We start from the raw sequence: 17,450 nt of genomic DNA on the forward strand, positions 1-17,450 counted from the left end.
TTCAGTGCCCGCTCCGGCTCACAGGGCGCCCTTGCGGCTCCACCCCAGGAACGCCCCCACGAGGACCGCGGCGAGCCCCAGCAGGATCCCGGCGGCGGTCCACTGCATGCCCGCCATCTGGTCCTGGCCGAAGTACTCCGCCACCTGGTTGACGATCCCGAGTGACGCCCGGCAGCTGTCGGGCGAGGCGTCGTGGACGCAGGTGCTCCATCCGTAGAGCCGTCCGGAGGCGGTTCCGACCCACTGGTCCACCTGCACCACGTCCCACGTCCTCGGCGGCGGCCCGCCGATCGGGGTGACCAGCCGGCGCGGCGTGGCGAGCCCGTCCTTGAGGACGTCGCACGCGAAGAGGGCCATGCCCGAGAGGAGGAAGGTGAGGGCCATGGCGGGCACGGCCCGGCGCAGCAGCGCCCCGACGGCGATGCCCAGCGAGGTGGTGAACAGGGCCGTCGCCACCAGGACGGGACCGCTGGAGGCGAAGAGTCCGCCGTTCAGCCAGTCGGCGGCAGCGAGCGGTCCGGCCGACCGCCACCACCAGCCGTACACCAGGCCGAGGACCCCCGTCGTCACCGCCGCCAGCGCCAGCGCGAAGCCCAGCTTCCACCGCAGCCAGCGGCCCCGGGGGACGGACTGCGTGGTGACGAGCCGGGCGGTCCCCTCCTCGCGGTCGGCGGCGATGAGCGGGGCGCCGAGGAAGACGCCGAAGAGCAGCGGCAGGTACGCCAGGGCGTTGCCGAAGGAGTTCAGCTCCTCGGCCGCCCGGTTGCGGACGAGCGGGTCGATGCTGTCGCCCGGCACGGCGGGCCAGTGGGCGGCGTGCAGGACGTCCAGCATGACGGCCCGCTGGTAGAGCATCCAGGCCGAGCCGAGGACGGTCGCGGCGGCGCAGAGGACCAGCGCGGTGCGGTGCCGACGGGCCAGGAGCCAGGCGAGGCCGCGCAGCCGGCGCGGGCGGCCGGGCGCGGCGGCCGGCCGGGTCGCGGCCGGGGCGGGGGAGGACGTGGTCATGCGGAGGCATCCTTCCGGTGGCAGGGGACGGCGGTGGGGGAGAGGAGCGCGGGTGCGTCCGGGGAGCGGAGATAGGCGAGCAGGACCTCCTCCGTGCTCGGCTCCGACAGCTGCCACGCGGGGTCCAGTGGCCCCTCGCGCCGCACGAGGGCGGAGAAGTGGCGCCCGGAGGTGCGTACTTCGACGACGGTGTGCGCGTCCAGGGCGGCGGGCGGGCCGTCGTCCGCCGCCACCCCGCTGACCAGGGTGTGCATCGGCACCAGTTCGTCGGTCTCGCCCGCCATCCGCATGCGGCCGCCGTCGAGCACGAGGACGTAGTCGCACATGTCCTCGATCTCGGTCAGCAGGTGGGAGGACATCAGCACGGTCGTCCCGTGCCGGGCGGCCTCCGACAGCAGCAGCGCGCCCAGGTCCTCCCGGGCGACCGGGTCGAGGTCGGCCATCGGCTCGTCCAGCAGGAGCAGTTCCGGCCGCTTCCCGAAGGCCAGCGCGAACGCCACCCGGGTCCGCTGGCCGCCCGAAAGGTCCCCGGCGCGGGCCCGGAGCGGAACCTGCCCGGAGAGGACGATCCGCTCGGCCGCCTCCTGGTCCCAGCCCGGGTTGAGCTCCTGGCCCATCCGCAGGTGCTCCGCGACGGTGAACCGCTTGAACAGCGGTTTGTCCTGCCCGAGGTAGGCCCACCGGGCCATGGTCGCCGGCTCGGTGACGGGGGCCCCGAAGACCCGCACCTCACCGGCCGAGGGCTCCAGAAGGCCGGCCGCCAGGGCCAGCAGAGTGCTCTTGCCGGCTCCGTTGGGCCCCACCAGGGCGGCGACCCGGCCCGCCGGGATCCGGAAGGAACAGTCCTTCAGAGCCCAGTCGCGCCGGTACCTCCGGCCCAGCCCGCGGGCCTCGAGGGCCCAGCGGGTTCCTGCCGCGGCGGATGCGGTCGTATCGCACACGGCTCCCCCTTTCCGTGAATCCACTAGGGAACTAATGGAATCATGGACTCATGGTGCGGCCCTGTCAAACAGCGGCCGGGCCGCCGCGTGTTGTGGCGGGAGCTCAGGAGGACGCGGGCCCCGGGGGCTGCGGGACGGACACCTGGTGCAGGCGCAGGGCGAGCTGGAGCTCCAGGGCGCGGTCGGGCGACTGCCAGTCGGGGCCGAGGAGGCGGCCGATCCGCTCCAGGCGCTGCACCACGGTGTTCACGTGGACGTGCAGCGCCTCCTTGGCCCGGGCCTGGCTCATGCCCGAGGCGAAGTAGACCCGCAGCGTGTGGAGCAGGTCGCTGCCGCGCCGGGCGTCGTAGTCCAGCACGGGCCCGAGCGCCGCCCGCACATACCCGGACAGGTCCGGCCGGTCGCCCAGGAGCACGCCGAGGAACCCGAGCTCGGAGAGGGTGCTGCCGTCTCCGGTCCGGCCCAGTGCGCACAGCGTCGTCAGGCAGCGCAGGGCCTCCGCGTGGGCGGCGGGCAGTGCGGCGGGTCCGTCCTCCGCCTGCGCCGCGCCCACCGTCACCGGTGCCCCCACGGCCCGGCCCAGCGCCGCCGCCAGCCCGGCGGCGTCCGCGCCCGGGGCCTGCGAGGGGGCCAGCAGTACGGCGTGGTCGTGGTGCACCCCCGCCAGCCCCCGGCGCTCCCGCGCCTGGTGCGCGGCGGCCGCGAGCAGCCGGGGGCGCGGGGCGGTGTCGCTGTGCAGGACGAACAGGGCGTGCGGGCGGGCCAGGTCGACCCCCAGCCGGCGGGCGCGTTCGGCCAGCCCGGCCGGATCCCCGGACGGGCCGAGGAGGTCTCCGAGCAGCTCCCCGCGGATCCGGTCCTCGGTCTGCGCGACCGAACGCCGCAGGAGCAGCAGCAGGGCGGTGACCATCGCGGCCCGTTCGAACAGCCGCCGCCCGGCCTCGTCCAGCCCGGGCCGGCCGGTCAGCGTGACGCTGCCCAGGAGCTCGGGACCGGCCAGCACGGCGCACACCCAGGCACCGTCCTCCGCGACCGCCCGCCCGCTGGTCCGGGAGGCGGTCACGGCGCGGGCCGGCGGCGCCGCGGGACGGGTCCGCGAGCGGGCCAGCTCCGTCCCGTCGGCGTCGTGGACGAGGGTGCCCCCGTCGAGGAGCGCGCCGATGGCCGCGGCCACCTCGCCGAGGTCACCGCCGCGCAGGACCAGGCCCGTGAGCCGGTCGTGCGCCTCCTCCGCCCGGCGCAGCGCGTCGCTGCTCTCCTGGATGGTGCGGGAGGCGACGCCCAGTTCGGCCAGTGCCCGGCGGGTCTCCTCCAGCAGCCGGGCCCCGTCGATGGCGATGGCGGCGTGATCGGCGAGTGAGGACAGCAGTGCCACCTCCCGCGGGCTGAACTCGCGCGGGCTGCGGTCGGCGGCGAACAGCACCCCGATCACCTTCGCGCCCAGGCGCAGCGGCACGCCCAGGATGGCGTGCAGGTCCTCCTCGCCGACCGCGCTGTCGATGGGACCGGTGTGCCGGAACCGGGGGTCGCGCTGGTAGTCGCCCGTGGCGTACGGGCGGGCGGTCTGCGCGACCAGCCCGCCGAGCCCCTCGCCCATGCCGAGCCGCAGCTGCTGGAACGCCGCCGAGACCGAGCCGTCGGTGACCCGCATGAAGGTGTCGCCGGCGGCCTCGTCGTTGAGGGAGAGGTAGGTGACGTCGGTGTGCAGCAGCTGCTTGGCCCGGTGGGTGATGGCCCGCAGCACCGCGTCCAGGTCCCGCAGCGCCGCGAGGTCGCCCGCCGTGTCGAACAGCGCGGTCAGCTCGGCCTCGCGCGTCCGGTGCTGGGCCAGCGTCCGGTGGACCTCCAGGGCCACCCCGGTGGCCTCCTCCAGGGCGGCCAGCTCGGCGGCGGAGGCGCCCGCCGCGCGCGCGGACGCCGCCGGCCGGGAGAACTCCTCGGCCGGCGCGCCCTGGGCCAGCAGCCCGAGCAGCTCCCGCAGCCCCGCCTCGCTCACGCCGCCGAGCATACGGGCCCGCCGCTCAACGCCCGACGGAGGAGCCCGCCGTGGCCGCCGCAACGGCCGCGCGGGACCCGGTGAGGCTGCGGCCCCTCGTCTCACGGGCGGCGACCGCGGCGATCGTCGTGACCAGCGCCGCCGCGCACAGGTACACGGAGACCGGGACGGACGACCCGTACGACTTGAGCAGCTCGACGGCGACGATCGGCGCCAGAGCCCCGCCGAGGAGCGAGGCGAGCTGGGAGCCCATCGAGGCGCCGGAGTACCGCACTCGGGTGTCGAACATCTCCGAGATGAACGCCGCCTGCGGCCCGTACATCGCCCCGTGCAGCAGCAGCCCGGCCGTCACGGCGACGGCGATCACGGCGAAGGACCGCGAGTCGAGCAGGGCGAAGAAGGCGAACGCCCACACGGCCATCCCGGCCGACCCCACCAGGGTCACCGCCCGCCGCCCGATCCGGTCCGACAGCGCCCCCCACAGCGGGATGGTCACGAAGTGCACGGCCGAGCCGATCAGCACGGCGTTGAGGGCGTCCGACTTGGGCAGGTGCAGGTGGACGGTGACGTACACGAGCAGGAACGCGGTGAGGACGTAGTAGGAGACGTTCTCCCCCAGCCGGACCCCGATGGCGGTGACCACGTCGCGCCCATGGGACCGGAACACCTCGACCACCGGCGTCCGCTGCCGCCGCCCCGCCGCCTCCTCGGCCTCGGCCCGGGCCCGCGCCTCCAGGAACGCCGGTGACTCGGACACCGAGACTCGGATCCACAGCCCCACCACCACCAGCACCCCGGACAGCAGGAACGGAACCCGCCACCCCCAGGCGAGGAACGCCTCGTCCGACTGCACGGCGGCCAGCAGCGCCAGCACCCCGGTGGCCAGCAGGTTCCCGCCGGGCGCCCCGGCCTGCGGCCACGAGGCCCAGAACCCGCGGCTGCGGTCGTCCCCGTGTTCGGCGACGAGCAGCACGGCCCCGCCCCACTCCCCGCCCAGCGCGAACCCCTGCACCAGCCGCAGCACGGTCAGCAGCACGGGCGCGGCCCCGCCGACGCTCGCATGGGTGGGCAGCAGCCCTATGGCGAAGGTGGCCCCGCCCATCATGAGCAGGCTCACCACCAGCAGCCTCTTGCGCCCGATCCGGTCCCCGAAGTGCCCGAACACGACCCCGCCCAGCGGCCGCGCGGCGAACCCGACGGCGTAGGTCAGGAACGCCAGCAGGGTTCCGACGAGGGGGTCGCTGGCGGGGAAGAACAGGGTGTTGAAGACGAGGGCGGCGGCGGATCCGTAGAGGAAGAAGTCGTACCACTCGATGGTGGTCCCGATGAGACTCGCGGCGACGATCCTGCGTATGCCGGACGGACTCGTTCTGCTCGCTGCGGGGGAGACCATGTGCACCACTTCCAGGGGGTCTGCGGGGACGTCGGGTGTCGCCACAACGTAGAAGTCCCCAGGTCAGCGGCATATGTGGCGGACCATCATAATCGGCCGCCGTCTTGTGTGCGCCGCCCCCACGTAACCCTCGATGGCCGATTCCCGCCGGAACCAGACCCTCCGTATCGCGTCGGATTTGCAGAATTCCGCCCGTCTTGGAGGGCCGGTGCTGACTCCCGTGCTGGTTCGGTGCTGACCTTAAACCCCACGTCATCACCCCTCATCTCCGCACCCGTGCTGGTTCGGTGCTGGTTACGCAGCGTTGAGCGAGGCGCGTGTGGCGGCAGAGGGGCGCAAATGGGAAGCCGGGCCGGAACCGTAGCCCGCTGCCGCTCGGCGGCTCATCCCGGCACGGATCCCGCTCCCCGATGGTGACGGTGCTGAGCGTGGCGATCGGGGGCCCGGAGGTGAGAGGACCCCTGACGGGCGCCCGCTGGGGACGGTGACCGCGTACTGCGTGGGTCAGACCGTCTGCCCAGACTGGGTCAACGACCTGTGACGACCCGCACTGGCCACTGGACGAGATCGCGGAGGGCGCACCCGTGGATGACCACTTCACCGAGGTCCTTCTGGTACTGCGCCGGTTCGTCGGCGTCCCCGTTCCGGCCACCGACTGGCGCATCCGCGCGCTGGTGCGGCCGGACGGGGAGCGCATCCGCGTCCGTCTCGCCGACACCGCCGGGCGGAACGTCCTTGTGGACCTGCCGACGAGCTTCGGCCGGGAGCGCGGTAGTTGGTGGTATGTCGGCGCTTTGCGCCGTACGGCGGGGGGACTCGCCGGGGGAACGGTGTCTGTTGCCGCCGAACGGCAGGGGATTCCGTACGTCGACGTGGCCGAGTTGGTCGGCTCGGTCGTTCCCGAAGCGGCCGAGATTACCCTGGACGACGGCATCGACTACCTCGTCGCCGACCTCGCCGGCGACCCGCTCTGGCACGGCGCGACGCCCTCCGCGGCCCCCGAGCTGTATGTCCTGGCAGGCTTCGACCACCACCACCCCGGCGTCGTCCGTGTCTACCTCGACCATGAGGGCCGCACCATCGGCGTCGACCTTCCCCTGACGGATCACGGAACCCTGCCACCGGTCCAGTGGTGGGCCTCGACCAAGCTCATCGCCCTCCTGCACCCGGAGGAACCCGCGACCCTGGCCGCTCACCGAACCCACGACGCCCTCGACCCCTTCTGCGAAGCCGTCTACGACCTGACCAACTGGGCCTGACGGCTACGTGTCCGCCGCATCACTACGGGGTGGCCGTGCTGGTGGCTGTCGTGGCGCTGCTGTGAGCCGCTCCGGCCGGCGCCCCGCTCGAGTCCTGGGACACGACGGAGAGGTGCGTGCAGACGGATTGGGACAGCCGTCGCGTCCCCACGCGGACGGGAAACTCCGAGCTCGGGTGGCAGCACTTCTCCCGGTCGCACGGCATCACGAGCTGCAGGCTGATCAACGCCGCTCTCAAGGGCAAGCCCGACAAGCTGTCCGATCAGCAGCGCAACCTTGAGTACTGGGGATCGGCCATCAAGAACGGCCGCCAGGCCGACTTCGTGGTCAAGGTCCGCTACGCCAAGACCACGGACGACGGCAGGTACGAAGCACCTGGGGCGAAGGGGAAGGCCGGATTCATCACGGCCTATTGCCGGGGATGCGGAAATGTCCGTCATGGGTCAACTAACCTGCTCCGAGGACTGCCTCGTGCTGACTTTCACCTTCAAAATCCCGAAGCCGGCCCCGCCAAAAGTGCCTGATTTGATGTGAAATCCGATATTCGGGGTCGATCGAGACCCTGGCTTCACCGCTTGAGGACAACCGACAGGTGTGCCAGGGGAAGTGTCAGCATGGTGCCGGCTCGCTGGAAGCAGTGCTGACGTGTGCTGTGCGGCGCCGGGTTGTCAGGGGGCGGTGAGACGCTTGAGCCTCGGCGCTGTCCGCCGCCACCGATGACGGAGGTATTCGGGCGGGGGGGGGGTGTGTCCCTGGGTGTCGGTCGCATGCAATTCCGGTCGCAGGCGCCGTCCATGCGGAAGGCGGTGTTCTGGCCGTCAGAGGTCGGACAGCCGGGCTTCCTCCAGGTCCAGCGACCGCTGGAGACGGCGGCGGGTGGTGTCGCTGATGAGGTGGTCGTCGTAGAGGCGCTGGAGTTCGACGGTCTCCCTGCCGATCAGGTCGCGGCGCAGCTGGCGGTAGACCTGGTCGGCGGACTCGTGCGGTGCGTCGTCCTCGCCGAGCCGGTCCTGGGCGTGGTCGCGGCGGGCCTGCAGGGCGCGCCGGAGGCGTTCGAGCACCGCCTCGGGCGCGGCTTCGAGTCCGGACAGCTCGTCCAGGCGGCGTAGCCCCGCTGCGGCGAGGCAGAGCCGTGCGCCGGTCTCCTCGCGCTCGGTGTGGTCAGGTTCGAGGGCGATCCCCGAGCGGCGTACGACCGGGGCGAGGGTGAAGCCCTGGACGACGAGCGTGAGGACCACGACGGAGGAGGTCAGCACCAGGACCAGGGGGCGCTGCGCCAGGGGAGTGCCGTCGGCGGCGGCGACGGGTATGGACAGGGCGGCGGCCAGCGGCATCACGCCCCGCGTGCCCGCCCAGGACAGGACGGCCGGCACCCGCCAGTCGGTCTTCTCCCGTCCTCCCTTCCGCTGGAGCAGGGCGGACAGCGGGAAGACCCACAGCACGCGGACGGCGACGAGCGTGCAGGCCAGGGCGAGCGCGTAGAGGGGCCAGAGCCGGTTGTCGGCGCCCAGCTCGCGAATCAGGCCGGGCAGGGACAGCCCGATCAGGCTGAACACGACGCTTTCGAGGAGGAAGACCACCGTGCCGTAGACGGCGTGCAGTTGGAGGCGTATGCGCGCACTGCTGAGACGGTCCCCGCTGCCGCCCATGACGACGCCCGCCACGACCACGGAAGTGACGCCGGAGGTGTGGGCCGTCTCGGCCAGCACGTAGGCGGCGTACGGGGTGACCAGCGCGATCACGGTCTCCAGGACCGGGTCCTGTGTGCGGCGCCGGATCAGCACCACCACGCCCGCCACGGATCCCCCGATCAGGGTTCCACCCCCGGCGAGCAGGCCGAACTCGCCGCCTGCGCCGCCCCAGGAGACAGCGGAGGAGGCGACCGCGACGCCCACGGCCACTCGGAACAGGACGAGGGAGGTGGCGTCGTTGAACAGGCTCTCGGCCTGGACCATCACCTGGACCCTGGGCGGCAGCGCGAGGCGCCGGCCGAGGGCGGTGACCGCTACCGGGTCGGTGCTCGCGAGGACTGCCCCGAGCACCAGCGCCATCTGCCAGGACAGCGGGGTCAGCACGGAGGCCACGTACCCGACCACGGCGGCCGAGGCCAGGACGAGTCCCACCGCGAGGACCGACACCGGCTTCCACACGGCGCGCAGCTCGCGCCAGGACATCTCCTCCGCGCTGGCGTACAGCAGGGGAGGCAGCACGACGAGCCCGATGAGTTCGGGGGTGACGTGGATCTGCGGGGCGCCGGGCAGCAGGGCGACGGCGAGGCCCGCGACGACAAGCAGCGAGGGCGCGGGGATGCGCCAGCGGCGCGCCCCGGTCGCCACGAGCGTCGCGAGGACAACGAGAAACAAGACCGTACCGACGCTGCGCATGCCGCCCCTTGGACCCCAGGATTCGAGATCGGGGTCGTGCGACCCGTCACGCCGACCAGACTTCCCGGCACACCGCCTTCACCTTATCGCGCATGGACCGTGTCAGGGCTGCGTCAATGTCTTCGTACTCTGCCCTGATCCGGTCGATTTCCCCCCGATGATGATCGTCAGCAGCACTTGTGTGCCTCTGCCGGCCAGGGAAGCCCTCTGCGCGGATCGGGGCGGTGCCGGCGTGAGGAGGCGCGTGTCGTGGCGGAGGCGGTTGCCAGGCCCGGAAGGCTGAAGGTCTTTCTCGGGTCGGCCCCCGGTGTGGGCAAGACGTACCGGATGCTCGACGAGGGGCGGCGCCGGGCCGACCGGGGGACCGACGTCGTCGTCGCCTTCGTGGAGTGCCACGGCCGGCGCCACACCGAGGAGAAGCTGGCCGGCCTGGAGGTCCTGCCGCGCACCGAGCGCACCTACCGGGGGAGCCGGTTCCCCGAAATGGACCTGGCGGCGGTCCTGGAGCGGCGGCCCGAGGTGGCTCTCGTCGACGAACTGGCCCACTCCGTCGTCCCCGGCGGCAGCCCCGCCAAGCGCTGGCAGGAGGTGGAGACGCTCCTCGCGGCCGGGATCGACGTCGTGACCGCCGTCAACATCCAGCACCTGGAATCCCTCAACGACGTCGTCGAGAAGATCACCAGGGTGCCGCAGCACGAGACCGTGCCGGACGAGGTCGTACGCCGCGCCCATGAGATCGAGCTGGTCGACCTGCCGCCGGAAGCACTGCGACGGCGCATGGCCCACGGGAACATCTACACCCCGGAGAAGGTCGACGCGGCGCTGTCCAACTACTTCCGGGTGGGCAACCTCACCGCACTGCGCGAGCTGGCCCTGCTGTGGCTGGCCGGACGGGTGGACGAGGCACTCCAGAAGTACCGTGCCGAGCACGGCATAGGGGGAGTGTGGGAGACCCGGGAACGGGTGGTCGTCGCGATCACGGGCGGTCCCGAGGGCGAGACACTCATCCGGCGGGCGGCCAGGATCGCCGCCCGTTCGGCGGGAGGTGACCTCCTCGCCGTGCACATAGCGCGCAGCAACGGCCTGGCGGCAGGAGCCTCGGCCGCCGCACTCGTCCGTCAGCGGGCGCTCGTCGAAAGCCTCGGCGGCAGCTACCACTCGCTCGTCGGTGACGACGTGGCCACCGCGCTCATCGAGTTCGCCCGCTCGCAGAACGCCACCCAGCTGGTCCTTGGTACCAGCCGGCGCGGGCGCGTGGAGCGCTTCCTCACCGGCCGGGGTACGGGCGAGACGATCGTCGGGCTGTCCGAGGACATCGACGTCCACATGGTCACGCACGAACGGGCCGGCAGCGGCAGGCTGTTGCCGTCGAGACGGCGGACCCTGCCGACCTCCCGGCGCATCGCCGGACCGGTCCTCGGGCTCGTCCTACCGATCGCGCTCACCTTCCTCCTCGACCACACCAGGGGCAGCCTCAACCTCACCAGTGAGGCCCTCCTGTTCCTGGTGACGGTGGTCGGGGTGGCGTGCGTGGGCGGTGTGCTGTCGGCTCTGGTCGCTTCCCTGACGGCCTCCCTCCTGCTGAACTACTGGTTCATCCCGCCGGTCGGCGAGTTCACCATCGCCGAACCCAACAACATCCTCGCGCTGGTGGTGTTCGCGGTGGTCGCGGGGACCGTCGCCGCGGCCGTCGACCGGTCGCTGCGACTGTCGCGCAGGGCGGCCCGGGCCACGGCCGAGGCGGAGACGCTCTCCTCGCTCGCCGGCTCCATCGTGCGGGGGGACCAGGCCGTACCCGCGCTCCTCGAACGCGCGAGGGAGACCTTCGGGATGGACGCGGTCGAGCTCACCGGCGAAGCGGTCGCGGACGACGCCTCCGCCGTACGGGTCCCGGTGGGACAGGACACACATCTGGTCCTGCGGGGGCGTCCGCTGCCCAGCTCCGACCGACGGGTCCTGTCCGCCTTCGCCGCGCACGTCGCCGTCGCGGTCGAGCGGGCCCGGCTTGCCGAGGCGGCCGCCGAGATCGAACCCGTGAAGGCGGCCGACCGGATGCGCACCGCGCTGCTCGCCGCCGTCAGCCACGATCTGCGGACCCCGCTCGCCGCCGGCTGGGCCGCCATCGAATCGCTGCGCGCCAGCGACGTGGAGTTCAGCGAGGAGGACCGCGATGCCCTCCTCGCCACCGCGGACGAGTCGATGGCCCGGCTCAACCGCCTCGTCGAGAACCTCCTGGACATGAGCCGGCTCCAGGCCGGAGCCCTCAAACTGGAGCTGCGGCCCACCGACCTGATGGAGGTGGTGCCCGCCGCGCTGGACGGACTCCCCGCCGACGCCCCCGCCGTCGACACCCGGAGCCTTGAGCGGGCCCCGGCCGTCCTGGCGGATCCGCCGCTGCTCGAACGCGTGGTGGCCAACCTGCTCAACAACGCGGTCCGGCACACCCCGCCCGGACGGCAGGTCCTGCTGACGGCGAGCGCGCTCGACGACCGCGTCGAGATCCGGGTCGCCGACCGGGGGCCGGGCATCCCGGAAGCGGACCGGGAGAACGCCTTCGTGCCGTTCCAGCGCCTCGGCGACACCGACAACACCACGGGCGTCGGCCTCGGACTTGCGCTCTCCCGGGGCCTCGCCGAGGCGATGGGCGGCACCCTGACCCCCGAGGACACTCCGGGCGGCGGCCTGACCATGACCCTGTCGCTCCCGGCCGCTCCCGAGGTCCGCCCCGTTTTCCCTACGCAATATTGACGGGCGAACTCCCGTTCGGGTGCAACGGTGTCGCCTCGGTCGCTGTCTGATCGGATGTGACTTCAACCCTCCCCCCTATGCCGCATGTTGCTCCACGCTCCCAGCACATGGTGATCTGCGGGGACGACGGTCTCGCCCGTCGGCTCGCGGTCGAGCTCGACGCGGTCTGCGGTGAGACCGTCACGGTCGTACTGCCGTCCCGGCGCGACGAGCACGGCGGGGAGATCGACGCACTCCACCACAACCCGGACTCACCCGTCGAGCTGATCATTTCGGCCCGCCCCGACGACCAGACCCTGCGGGCGGCGGGAGTGGAACGAGCCGCCGCGCTCGCCCTCACATACGGCGACGACCAGACCAACATGATGGCCGCGCTCCTCGCCCGGAGCATCAACCCGTCGATCCGGCTGGTCGTCCGGATGTTTCACCGCGAGCGGGGGCGCCACCTCGAACAGCTCCTGGACCGGGCGGTGGCCGCGCGTTCCACGGATGCGGAGGAAGGCTTCCTCGACGCCTCCACCACCGTGCTGTCCGATGCGGACACGGCGGTACCCGAGCTGGTGGCCGCCGCCGCCCTCGGCCAGGGCCATACCCTCCAGGTCGACGGCAAGGTGTTCCGCGGAGCGGTGCGCCCGGCGGGGGAGGCCCCGCACGCCTCCGACCTCGCCACGCTGGCAGTCCTCTCCGGAGCCGACCGCGACGACCCGCGCAGCCAGGACAGCGCGGAGACCCCCGGTGCCGACGGCACCCAGCTCCTCCCGGACACGGTCACCTCGTACCACCGCCAGTTCACGCACGGCCGGCTGATGCTGGAGGAGGTCACCCAAGCCCAGGCCCCCGAGACGCCGGCCGAGGCGCGGACACCGGGAAGCTGGATCCGCGGCCGCCTCGCGCACCTGCCCTGGAAGGTCTTCGTCTCGCGGGAGGTCATGTCCGTCTTCGGACTGCTGGCCGCGGTCGTGGTGCTGCTGTCGATCGCCACGCTCCTGCTCGTCGACGCGATACCGCTGTGGAAAGCGGTCTACCTGCCGATGCTGGACATCTTCACGATGGGCGACCCCGCGACCGACGAGGGGCCGGCGCGCCGGGTGCTCCAGCTCATCGCGGGATTCGTCGGGCTGGCGGTACTACCGCTCGTCGTGGCCGCGACCCTGAACGCCAGCGAGGCGTTCAGGACGGCCTCGGGGACACACCCACCCACCGAGGACCTCGGGGACCACATCGTGCTCGTGGGCCTGGGCAAGGTCGGCACCCGGGTTCTCGGCCGCCTGCGCACCACCCGTCACAAGGTGGTCGTCATCGAAAAGGACCCGCACGCACGCGGCGTCGCCGCCGCCCGCGAATTGGGCGTGCCGCTGCTCCTGGACGACGCCACGGACGCGCGGGTCCTCGATCTGGCGAGGATAGGCCGGGCGAGATCGCTTCTCGTGCTCAGCAGGGACGACAGCGCCAATCTGGACATCGTGATGGCCGCCCGGGAAGCCAACCCGGACATCAGGGTGGTCATGCGCCTCTACGACGACGACTTCGCGGCCACCGTCTCGCACACGCTCCGCGCCTCCTACCCGCACGCGGCGACGCGCAGCCGCAGCGTGTCGGCCCTCGCGGCGCCCTCGTTCGCGGCGGCGATGATGGGCCGCCACGTCCTCGGCGTGATGCCGGTCGAGCGAGGGGTGCTGCTGTTCACGGTGGTCGATGTGGCCGGGCACCCGGCACTGGAGGGTTTCTCGATTCACGAGGCGTTCAAGCAGAACGAGTGGCGCGTCCTCGCGGTCGGTTCCTCGGGTGATTCGGCGGCGTACCAGGCCACCTCGGACACCCTGGGCGGCCTCTACCTTCCGCGCGCGACGGGCTTCGACTGGCGCGCACCCCATGGCCGCGTCCTACGGGCCGGTGACCGGGTGGTGCTCGCCACGACCCGGCGGGGCCTGGACGTCCTGATGACAGGAGTCCAGCCCCACCGGGAGCCCCGGGCTCCGGCACCTCCGTCCGCCACGGACCGTGGTGGCCGCTGAGCGGGGCCGGCGGGAGTCATGTCGTGGCGTCGGCCGGGATTTCCGCGGGGGCCGGGGGGGCGCCTCCGGCGATGGGCAGGGTGAGGACCATGGTCAGGCCGCCACCGGGGGTGTCCTCGGCGGTGAGGGTGCCCTCCATCGCTTCCAGGAATCCCCGGGCGACCGCCAGCCCGAGACCCACGCCGGCGCCTGCGGGGGCGTCCCCGTGTCGCTGGAAGGGTTCGAATATGCGGTCCTTGGCCTCGTCGGGCACGCCCGGTCCCTGGTCGACGACGCGCAGTTCGAGGCGGTCGGCGAGGGCGCTGGCGGAGACGTGCACGGGCCTCCCGTCGGGGCTGTACTTCACGGCGTTCTCGACGATGTTGGCGACGGCCCGTTCCAGGAGGCCGCGGTCGACGGCGACCATGGGCAGGGTCTCGGGGATGTCGAGTTCGACGCTGTCGTCCGGGACTCCGGCCAGGGCCACCGGGACGACCTCGTCGAGGTCGGTCACGCGGATGATCGGGAGGACGGTGCCGGTCTGGAGGCGGGACATGTCGAGGAGGTTGCCGATCAGGTGGTCGAGGCGGTCGGCGCCGTCCTCGATGCCTTCCAGGAGGCAGGCCCGGTCCTCCTCGGACCACTCGATGTCGTCGGAGCGCAGTGAGGTGACGGAGGCCTTGATTCCGGCGAGTGGGGTGCGCAGGTCGTGGCTGACGGCTGCCAGCAGGGCGGTGCGGATCCGGTTGTCCTCGATCAGGCGGCGGGCCTCCTCGGCCTCACCGACCAGGCGCTGGCGGTCGAGTACGACGGCGGCCTGGGCGGCGAAGGCGCCGAGCACGCGCCGGTCCTCGGCCGGCAGGACCCGGCCTGTGAGGGCCAGGGCCATGTTCTCGCCGATGGGCATGTCGACGTCGGCGTCCTCGGGGCGGGTGGCCGGGTTGCGGCCGGTGCTGCCGGCCATGGTCCAGGGCTCGACGTCGGCACCACGTTCCAGCAGGGAGACGGAGTCCATGGAGAAGGTTTCGCGGACCCGTTCCAGGAGTGCGTCGAGAGCGGTCTCGCCGCGCAGGACGCTGCCGGCGAGGAAGGAGAGGATCTCGGACTCCGCCCGCAGGCGGGCGGCCTGGTGGGTGCGCCGGGCGGCCTGGTCGACCACGGAGGCCACCGATACGGCGACACCGACGAAGATCGCGATGGCGACGATGTTCTTCGGGTCGGAGATCGTGAACTCGTGCAGTGGCGGCGTGAAGTAGTAGTTCAGCAGCAGGGATCCGAACGCCGCCGAGGCGAGCGCGGGGAGCAGGCCGCCGAGCAGCGCCGCGGCCACGGTGAAGGTGAGGAAGAGTAGCATGTCGTTGGCGAGCCCGAGGCCCGGGAGGACCTGGTTCAGCAGGACGGCGAGGAACGCGGGGCCGGCCATACCGGCGAGCCAGCCCCAGATGACCCGAGCCCGGCTGAGCCGTGCGCCCCGAGGGATGGGCAGGCCACGCCCCTTGGCGGCCTCGTCGTGGGTGACGATGTGGACGTCGAGGTCCGGTCCCGACTCGCGGGCGACGGTGGCGCTGACGCCGGGGCTGAAGACTGACTGCCACGAGCGGCGGCGGCTGACGCCGAGCACGATCTGCGTGGCGTTGACCCCTCGTGCGAACTCCAGCAACGCCTCGGGGATGTCGTCGCCGATGACGTGGTGGAAGGTGCCGCCCAGGTCCTCGACCAGGGTGCGCTGGACGGCGAGCTCCTTGGGCGAGGCGGCGGTCAGCCCGTCGCTGCGGGCGATGTAGACGGCGAGGACCTCGCCGCCCGAGCCCTTCTCGGCGAGACGGGCGGCGCGCCGGATGAGGGTGCGTCCCTCCGGACCGCCCGTGATGCCCACGACGATGCGTTCACGGGCCTGCCAGGTGGTGCGGATGTCGTGGTCGCCCCGGTACTCCCGGAGGTATTCGTCGACCCGGTCGGCGACCCAGAGCAGGGCGAGTTCGCGCAGCGCGGTGAGGTTGCCGGGACGGAAGTAGTTCGAGAGGGCGGCGTCGACCTTGTCCGGCTTGTAGATGTTCCCGTGGGCCATGCGCCGGCGCAGGGCCTGCGGGGACATGTCGACGAGCTCGATCTGGTCGGCGCGCCGCACGACCTCGTCGGGCACGGTCTCGCGCTGCCGCACGCCGGTGATCGTTTCCACGACGTCCCCGAGCGACTCCAGGTGCTGGATGTTGACCGTGGAAACCACGTCGATCCCCGCCTGGAGCAGTTCCTCGACGTCCTGCCAGCGCTTGGCGTTTCGCGAGCCCGGGACGTTGGTGTGCGCGAGCTCGTCCACCAGCGCCACCGCCGGGCGCCGGGAAAGGATCGCGTCGACGTCCATTTCGGTGAAGGTGGACCCCCGGTACTCCAGGTTGCGCCGCGTGACCTGCTCCAGCCCGTGCAGCATCACCTCGGTACGTGGCCGACTGTGGTGCTCGACGAACGCGACGACGACGTCCGTACCGCGCTCCACCCGGCGGTGGCCCTCCGAGAGCATCGCGTACGTCTTGCCGACGCCGGGGGCGGAGCCCAGATAGATACGAAACTTGCCGCGGCCCATGTGCACGTCATCCCTCGAAGCGGTAGCCCATGCCGGGCTCGGTGATCAGATACCTCGGGTGCGAGGGGTCCGCTTCCAGTTTGCGGCGCAGCTGGGCCATGTAGACCCGGAGGTAGTTGGTGTGCTCGGAATACGTCGGCCCCCAGACTTCGAGCAGCAGCTTGCGCTGGCTGACGAGCCGGCCTGGGTTGGTGATGAGGATCTCCAGAAGGTGCCACTCGGTCGGCGTCAGCCGCACGCTGCGGCTGCCGCGCCTGACCTTCTTCGCGATCAGGTCCACGGTGAAGTCTTCGGTCGTGACCACGGAGATGTCCGGAGAGGGCGCCGATGCCTCACCACGGCGGGCGGCTGCCCGCAGGCGGGCGAGGAGCTCGTCCATGCTGAACGGTTTCGTCACGTAGTCGTCGGCGCCGGCGTCCAGGGCCTGGATCTTCTCCTCGGACGTATGTCGGGCGGAGAGCACCAGGATCGGCACGCCACTGGTCTTCCGTACCTCTTTGATCACGTCAACACCGTCGATGTCCGGCAGGCCGAGATCCAGCACGATGACGTCGGGCTTGCTGGCGAACGTGAGCCTCAGAGCAGCCTTTCCGTCGGAAGCCGTCTCCACCTCGAACGTGCGCGCCTCCAGGTTGATCCTGAGCGCGCGGACGAGCTGGGGGTCGTCTTCCACCACCAGCACCTTGATCATCGGTGTGGAGCCTTCCTCTTTCGGTGGATACGGGTCGGAGCCGGCGGGACGCGGGGTGCCTCCCAGTCGTGGCTGGGGGAGCGTCGCGTCCCGTCGGCTCCACAGCTTTGCTGTGTGGGCCGTCAGCCCTTGGTCAGTGCCTTGAGGGCGGTGTTGAGTTCGAGGACGTTGACGCGGGGCTCGCCCATGAAGCCGAGGGTCCGGCCGGTGGTGTGGTCCTCGACGAGCTTCTTGACCTGCTTGACGGTCAGGCCGTTCTTCTCCGCGACGCGGTGGACCTGGAGTTCGGCGTAGGCGGGGGAGATGTTCGGGTCCAGGCCGGAACCGGAGGAGGTGACCGCGTCGGCGGGCACGTCCTGGGGCTTGACCTTGTAGGTGGCGGTGGAGTTGTCGACGACGACGGCTTCCTTGGCGGCGATGACCTGGGCGCAGAGGCTGCCTTCCTCGGAGGCCTT

At 72.0% G+C, this 17,450-nt stretch carries 12 protein-coding genes; 4 read left to right on the forward strand and 8 right to left on the reverse strand.

Annotation, left to right across the window (positions count from 1 at the left end; translation table 11 throughout):
• Window positions 1-18: 18 nt before the first annotated feature.
• The 4 genes from ACFY15_RS19315 to ACFY15_RS19330 all read right to left on the reverse strand — a co-directional run bounded on the left by ACFY15_RS19315 (window position 19) and on the right by ACFY15_RS19330 (window position 5,338).
• A complete protein-coding gene (locus ACFY15_RS19315) occupies window positions 19-1,008 on the reverse strand; it encodes an ABC transporter permease (RefSeq protein WP_390825810.1) in 990 nt (329 codons plus the stop codon).
• Window positions 1,005-1,949, reverse strand: coding sequence for an ABC transporter ATP-binding protein (locus ACFY15_RS19320; protein ID WP_390686400.1), 945 nt, complete (start codon window positions 1,947-1,949; stop codon window positions 1,005-1,007). Before ACFY15_RS19320 ends, ACFY15_RS19315 begins: the two co-directional genes overlap by 4 nt.
• Window positions 1,950-2,052: 103 nt before the next feature.
• Window positions 2,053-3,957 carry a helix-turn-helix domain-containing protein gene (locus ACFY15_RS19325; RefSeq protein ID WP_390686399.1) on the reverse strand — a complete coding sequence of 635 codons (1,905 nt, stop codon included), beginning with the start codon at window positions 3,955-3,957 and terminating at the stop codon, window positions 2,053-2,055.
• A 13-nt stretch (window positions 3,958-3,970) separates the two neighbouring features.
• On the reverse strand, window positions 3,971-5,338 hold the full coding sequence (locus ACFY15_RS19330) for an MFS transporter (RefSeq protein WP_390686714.1): 1,368 nt from the start codon (window positions 5,336-5,338) through the stop codon (window positions 3,971-3,973).
• A gap of 584 nt (window positions 5,339-5,922) precedes the next feature.
• On the opposite strand from ACFY15_RS19330, the gene ACFY15_RS19335 reads away from it, so the two are divergent.
• Both ACFY15_RS19335 and ACFY15_RS19340 read left to right on the forward strand, forming a co-directional pair.
• A complete protein-coding gene (locus tag ACFY15_RS19335) occupies window positions 5,923-6,597 on the forward strand; it encodes a hypothetical protein (RefSeq protein ID WP_390825811.1) in 675 nt (224 codons plus the stop codon).
• Between the two features lie 116 nt (window positions 6,598-6,713).
• Window positions 6,714-7,121: a hypothetical protein gene (locus tag ACFY15_RS19340; RefSeq protein WP_390825812.1), complete on the forward strand. Its 408-nt coding sequence runs from the start codon at window positions 6,714-6,716 to the stop codon at window positions 7,119-7,121.
• 294 nt (window positions 7,122-7,415) lie between these two features.
• Here the strand turns inward: ACFY15_RS19340 and ACFY15_RS19345 are convergent, their stop codons facing one another.
• Window positions 7,416-8,981, reverse strand: a complete 1,566-nt coding sequence (locus ACFY15_RS19345; protein ID WP_390825813.1) for a Na+/H+ antiporter — start codon at window positions 8,979-8,981, stop codon at window positions 7,416-7,418.
• A 249-nt stretch (window positions 8,982-9,230) separates the two neighbouring features.
• Here ACFY15_RS19345 and ACFY15_RS19350 point away from each other — a divergent pair, with 249 nt between their 5' ends.
• Both ACFY15_RS19350 and ACFY15_RS19355 read left to right on the forward strand, forming a co-directional pair.
• Window positions 9,231-11,729 carry an ATP-binding protein gene (locus ACFY15_RS19350; protein ID WP_390686394.1) on the forward strand — a complete coding sequence of 833 codons (2,499 nt, stop codon included), beginning with the start codon at window positions 9,231-9,233 and terminating at the stop codon, window positions 11,727-11,729.
• A 107-nt stretch (window positions 11,730-11,836) separates the two neighbouring features.
• Complete coding sequence (locus tag ACFY15_RS19355; protein WP_390686393.1) at window positions 11,837-13,744, forward strand: NAD-binding protein; 1,908 nt, start codon at window positions 11,837-11,839, stop codon at window positions 13,742-13,744.
• Window positions 13,745-13,760: 16 nt separating this feature from the next.
• Here the strand turns inward: ACFY15_RS19355 and ACFY15_RS19360 are convergent, their stop codons facing one another.
• The 3 genes from ACFY15_RS19360 to ACFY15_RS19370 form a co-directional block, all read right to left on the reverse strand.
• Window positions 13,761-16,304, reverse strand: coding sequence for an ATP-binding protein (locus ACFY15_RS19360; RefSeq protein ID WP_390686392.1), 2,544 nt, complete (start codon window positions 16,302-16,304; stop codon window positions 13,761-13,763).
• Window positions 16,305-16,311: 7 nt separating this feature from the next.
• Entirely contained in the window at window positions 16,312-16,995 is a 684-nt protein-coding gene (locus tag ACFY15_RS19365; RefSeq protein WP_390825814.1) for a response regulator, read from the reverse strand.
• A gap of 122 nt (window positions 16,996-17,117) precedes the next feature.
• Window positions 17,118-17,450: potassium-transporting ATPase subunit C (locus ACFY15_RS19370; RefSeq protein ID WP_390825815.1), on the reverse strand; the 333-nt coding region annotated here is incomplete at its 5' end.

The organism is Streptomyces sp. NPDC001373 (assembly GCF_042895815.1).
In the GTDB taxonomy this organism is placed as follows: Bacteria; Actinomycetota; Actinomycetes; order Streptomycetales; family Streptomycetaceae; genus Streptomyces.

Excerpts from the sequence above, each read along its gene's own strand:
- ACFY15_RS19315 (WP_390825810.1), bottom strand. The coding sequence starts at position 1,008 with ATGACCACGTCCTCCCCCGCCCCGGCCGCGACCCGGCCGGCCGCCGCG.
- ACFY15_RS19325 (WP_390686399.1), bottom strand. The coding sequence starts at position 3,957 with ATGCTCGGCGGCGTGAGCGAGGCGGGGCTGCGGGAGCTGCTCGGGCTG.
- ACFY15_RS19330 (WP_390686714.1), bottom strand. The coding sequence starts at position 5,338 with ATGGTCTCCCCCGCAGCGAGCAGAACGAGTCCGTCCGGCATACGCAGG.
- ACFY15_RS19345 (WP_390825813.1), bottom strand. The coding sequence starts at position 8,981 with ATGCGCAGCGTCGGTACGGTCTTGTTTCTCGTTGTCCTCGCGACGCTC.
- ACFY15_RS19355 (WP_390686393.1), top strand. The coding sequence starts at position 11,837 with ATGGTGATCTGCGGGGACGACGGTCTCGCCCGTCGGCTCGCGGTCGAG.
- ACFY15_RS19360 (WP_390686392.1), bottom strand. The coding sequence starts at position 16,304 with ATGGGCCGCGGCAAGTTTCGTATCTATCTGGGCTCCGCCCCCGGCGTC.
- ACFY15_RS19365 (WP_390825814.1), bottom strand. The coding sequence starts at position 16,995 with ATGATCAAGGTGCTGGTGGTGGAAGACGACCCCCAGCTCGTCCGCGCG.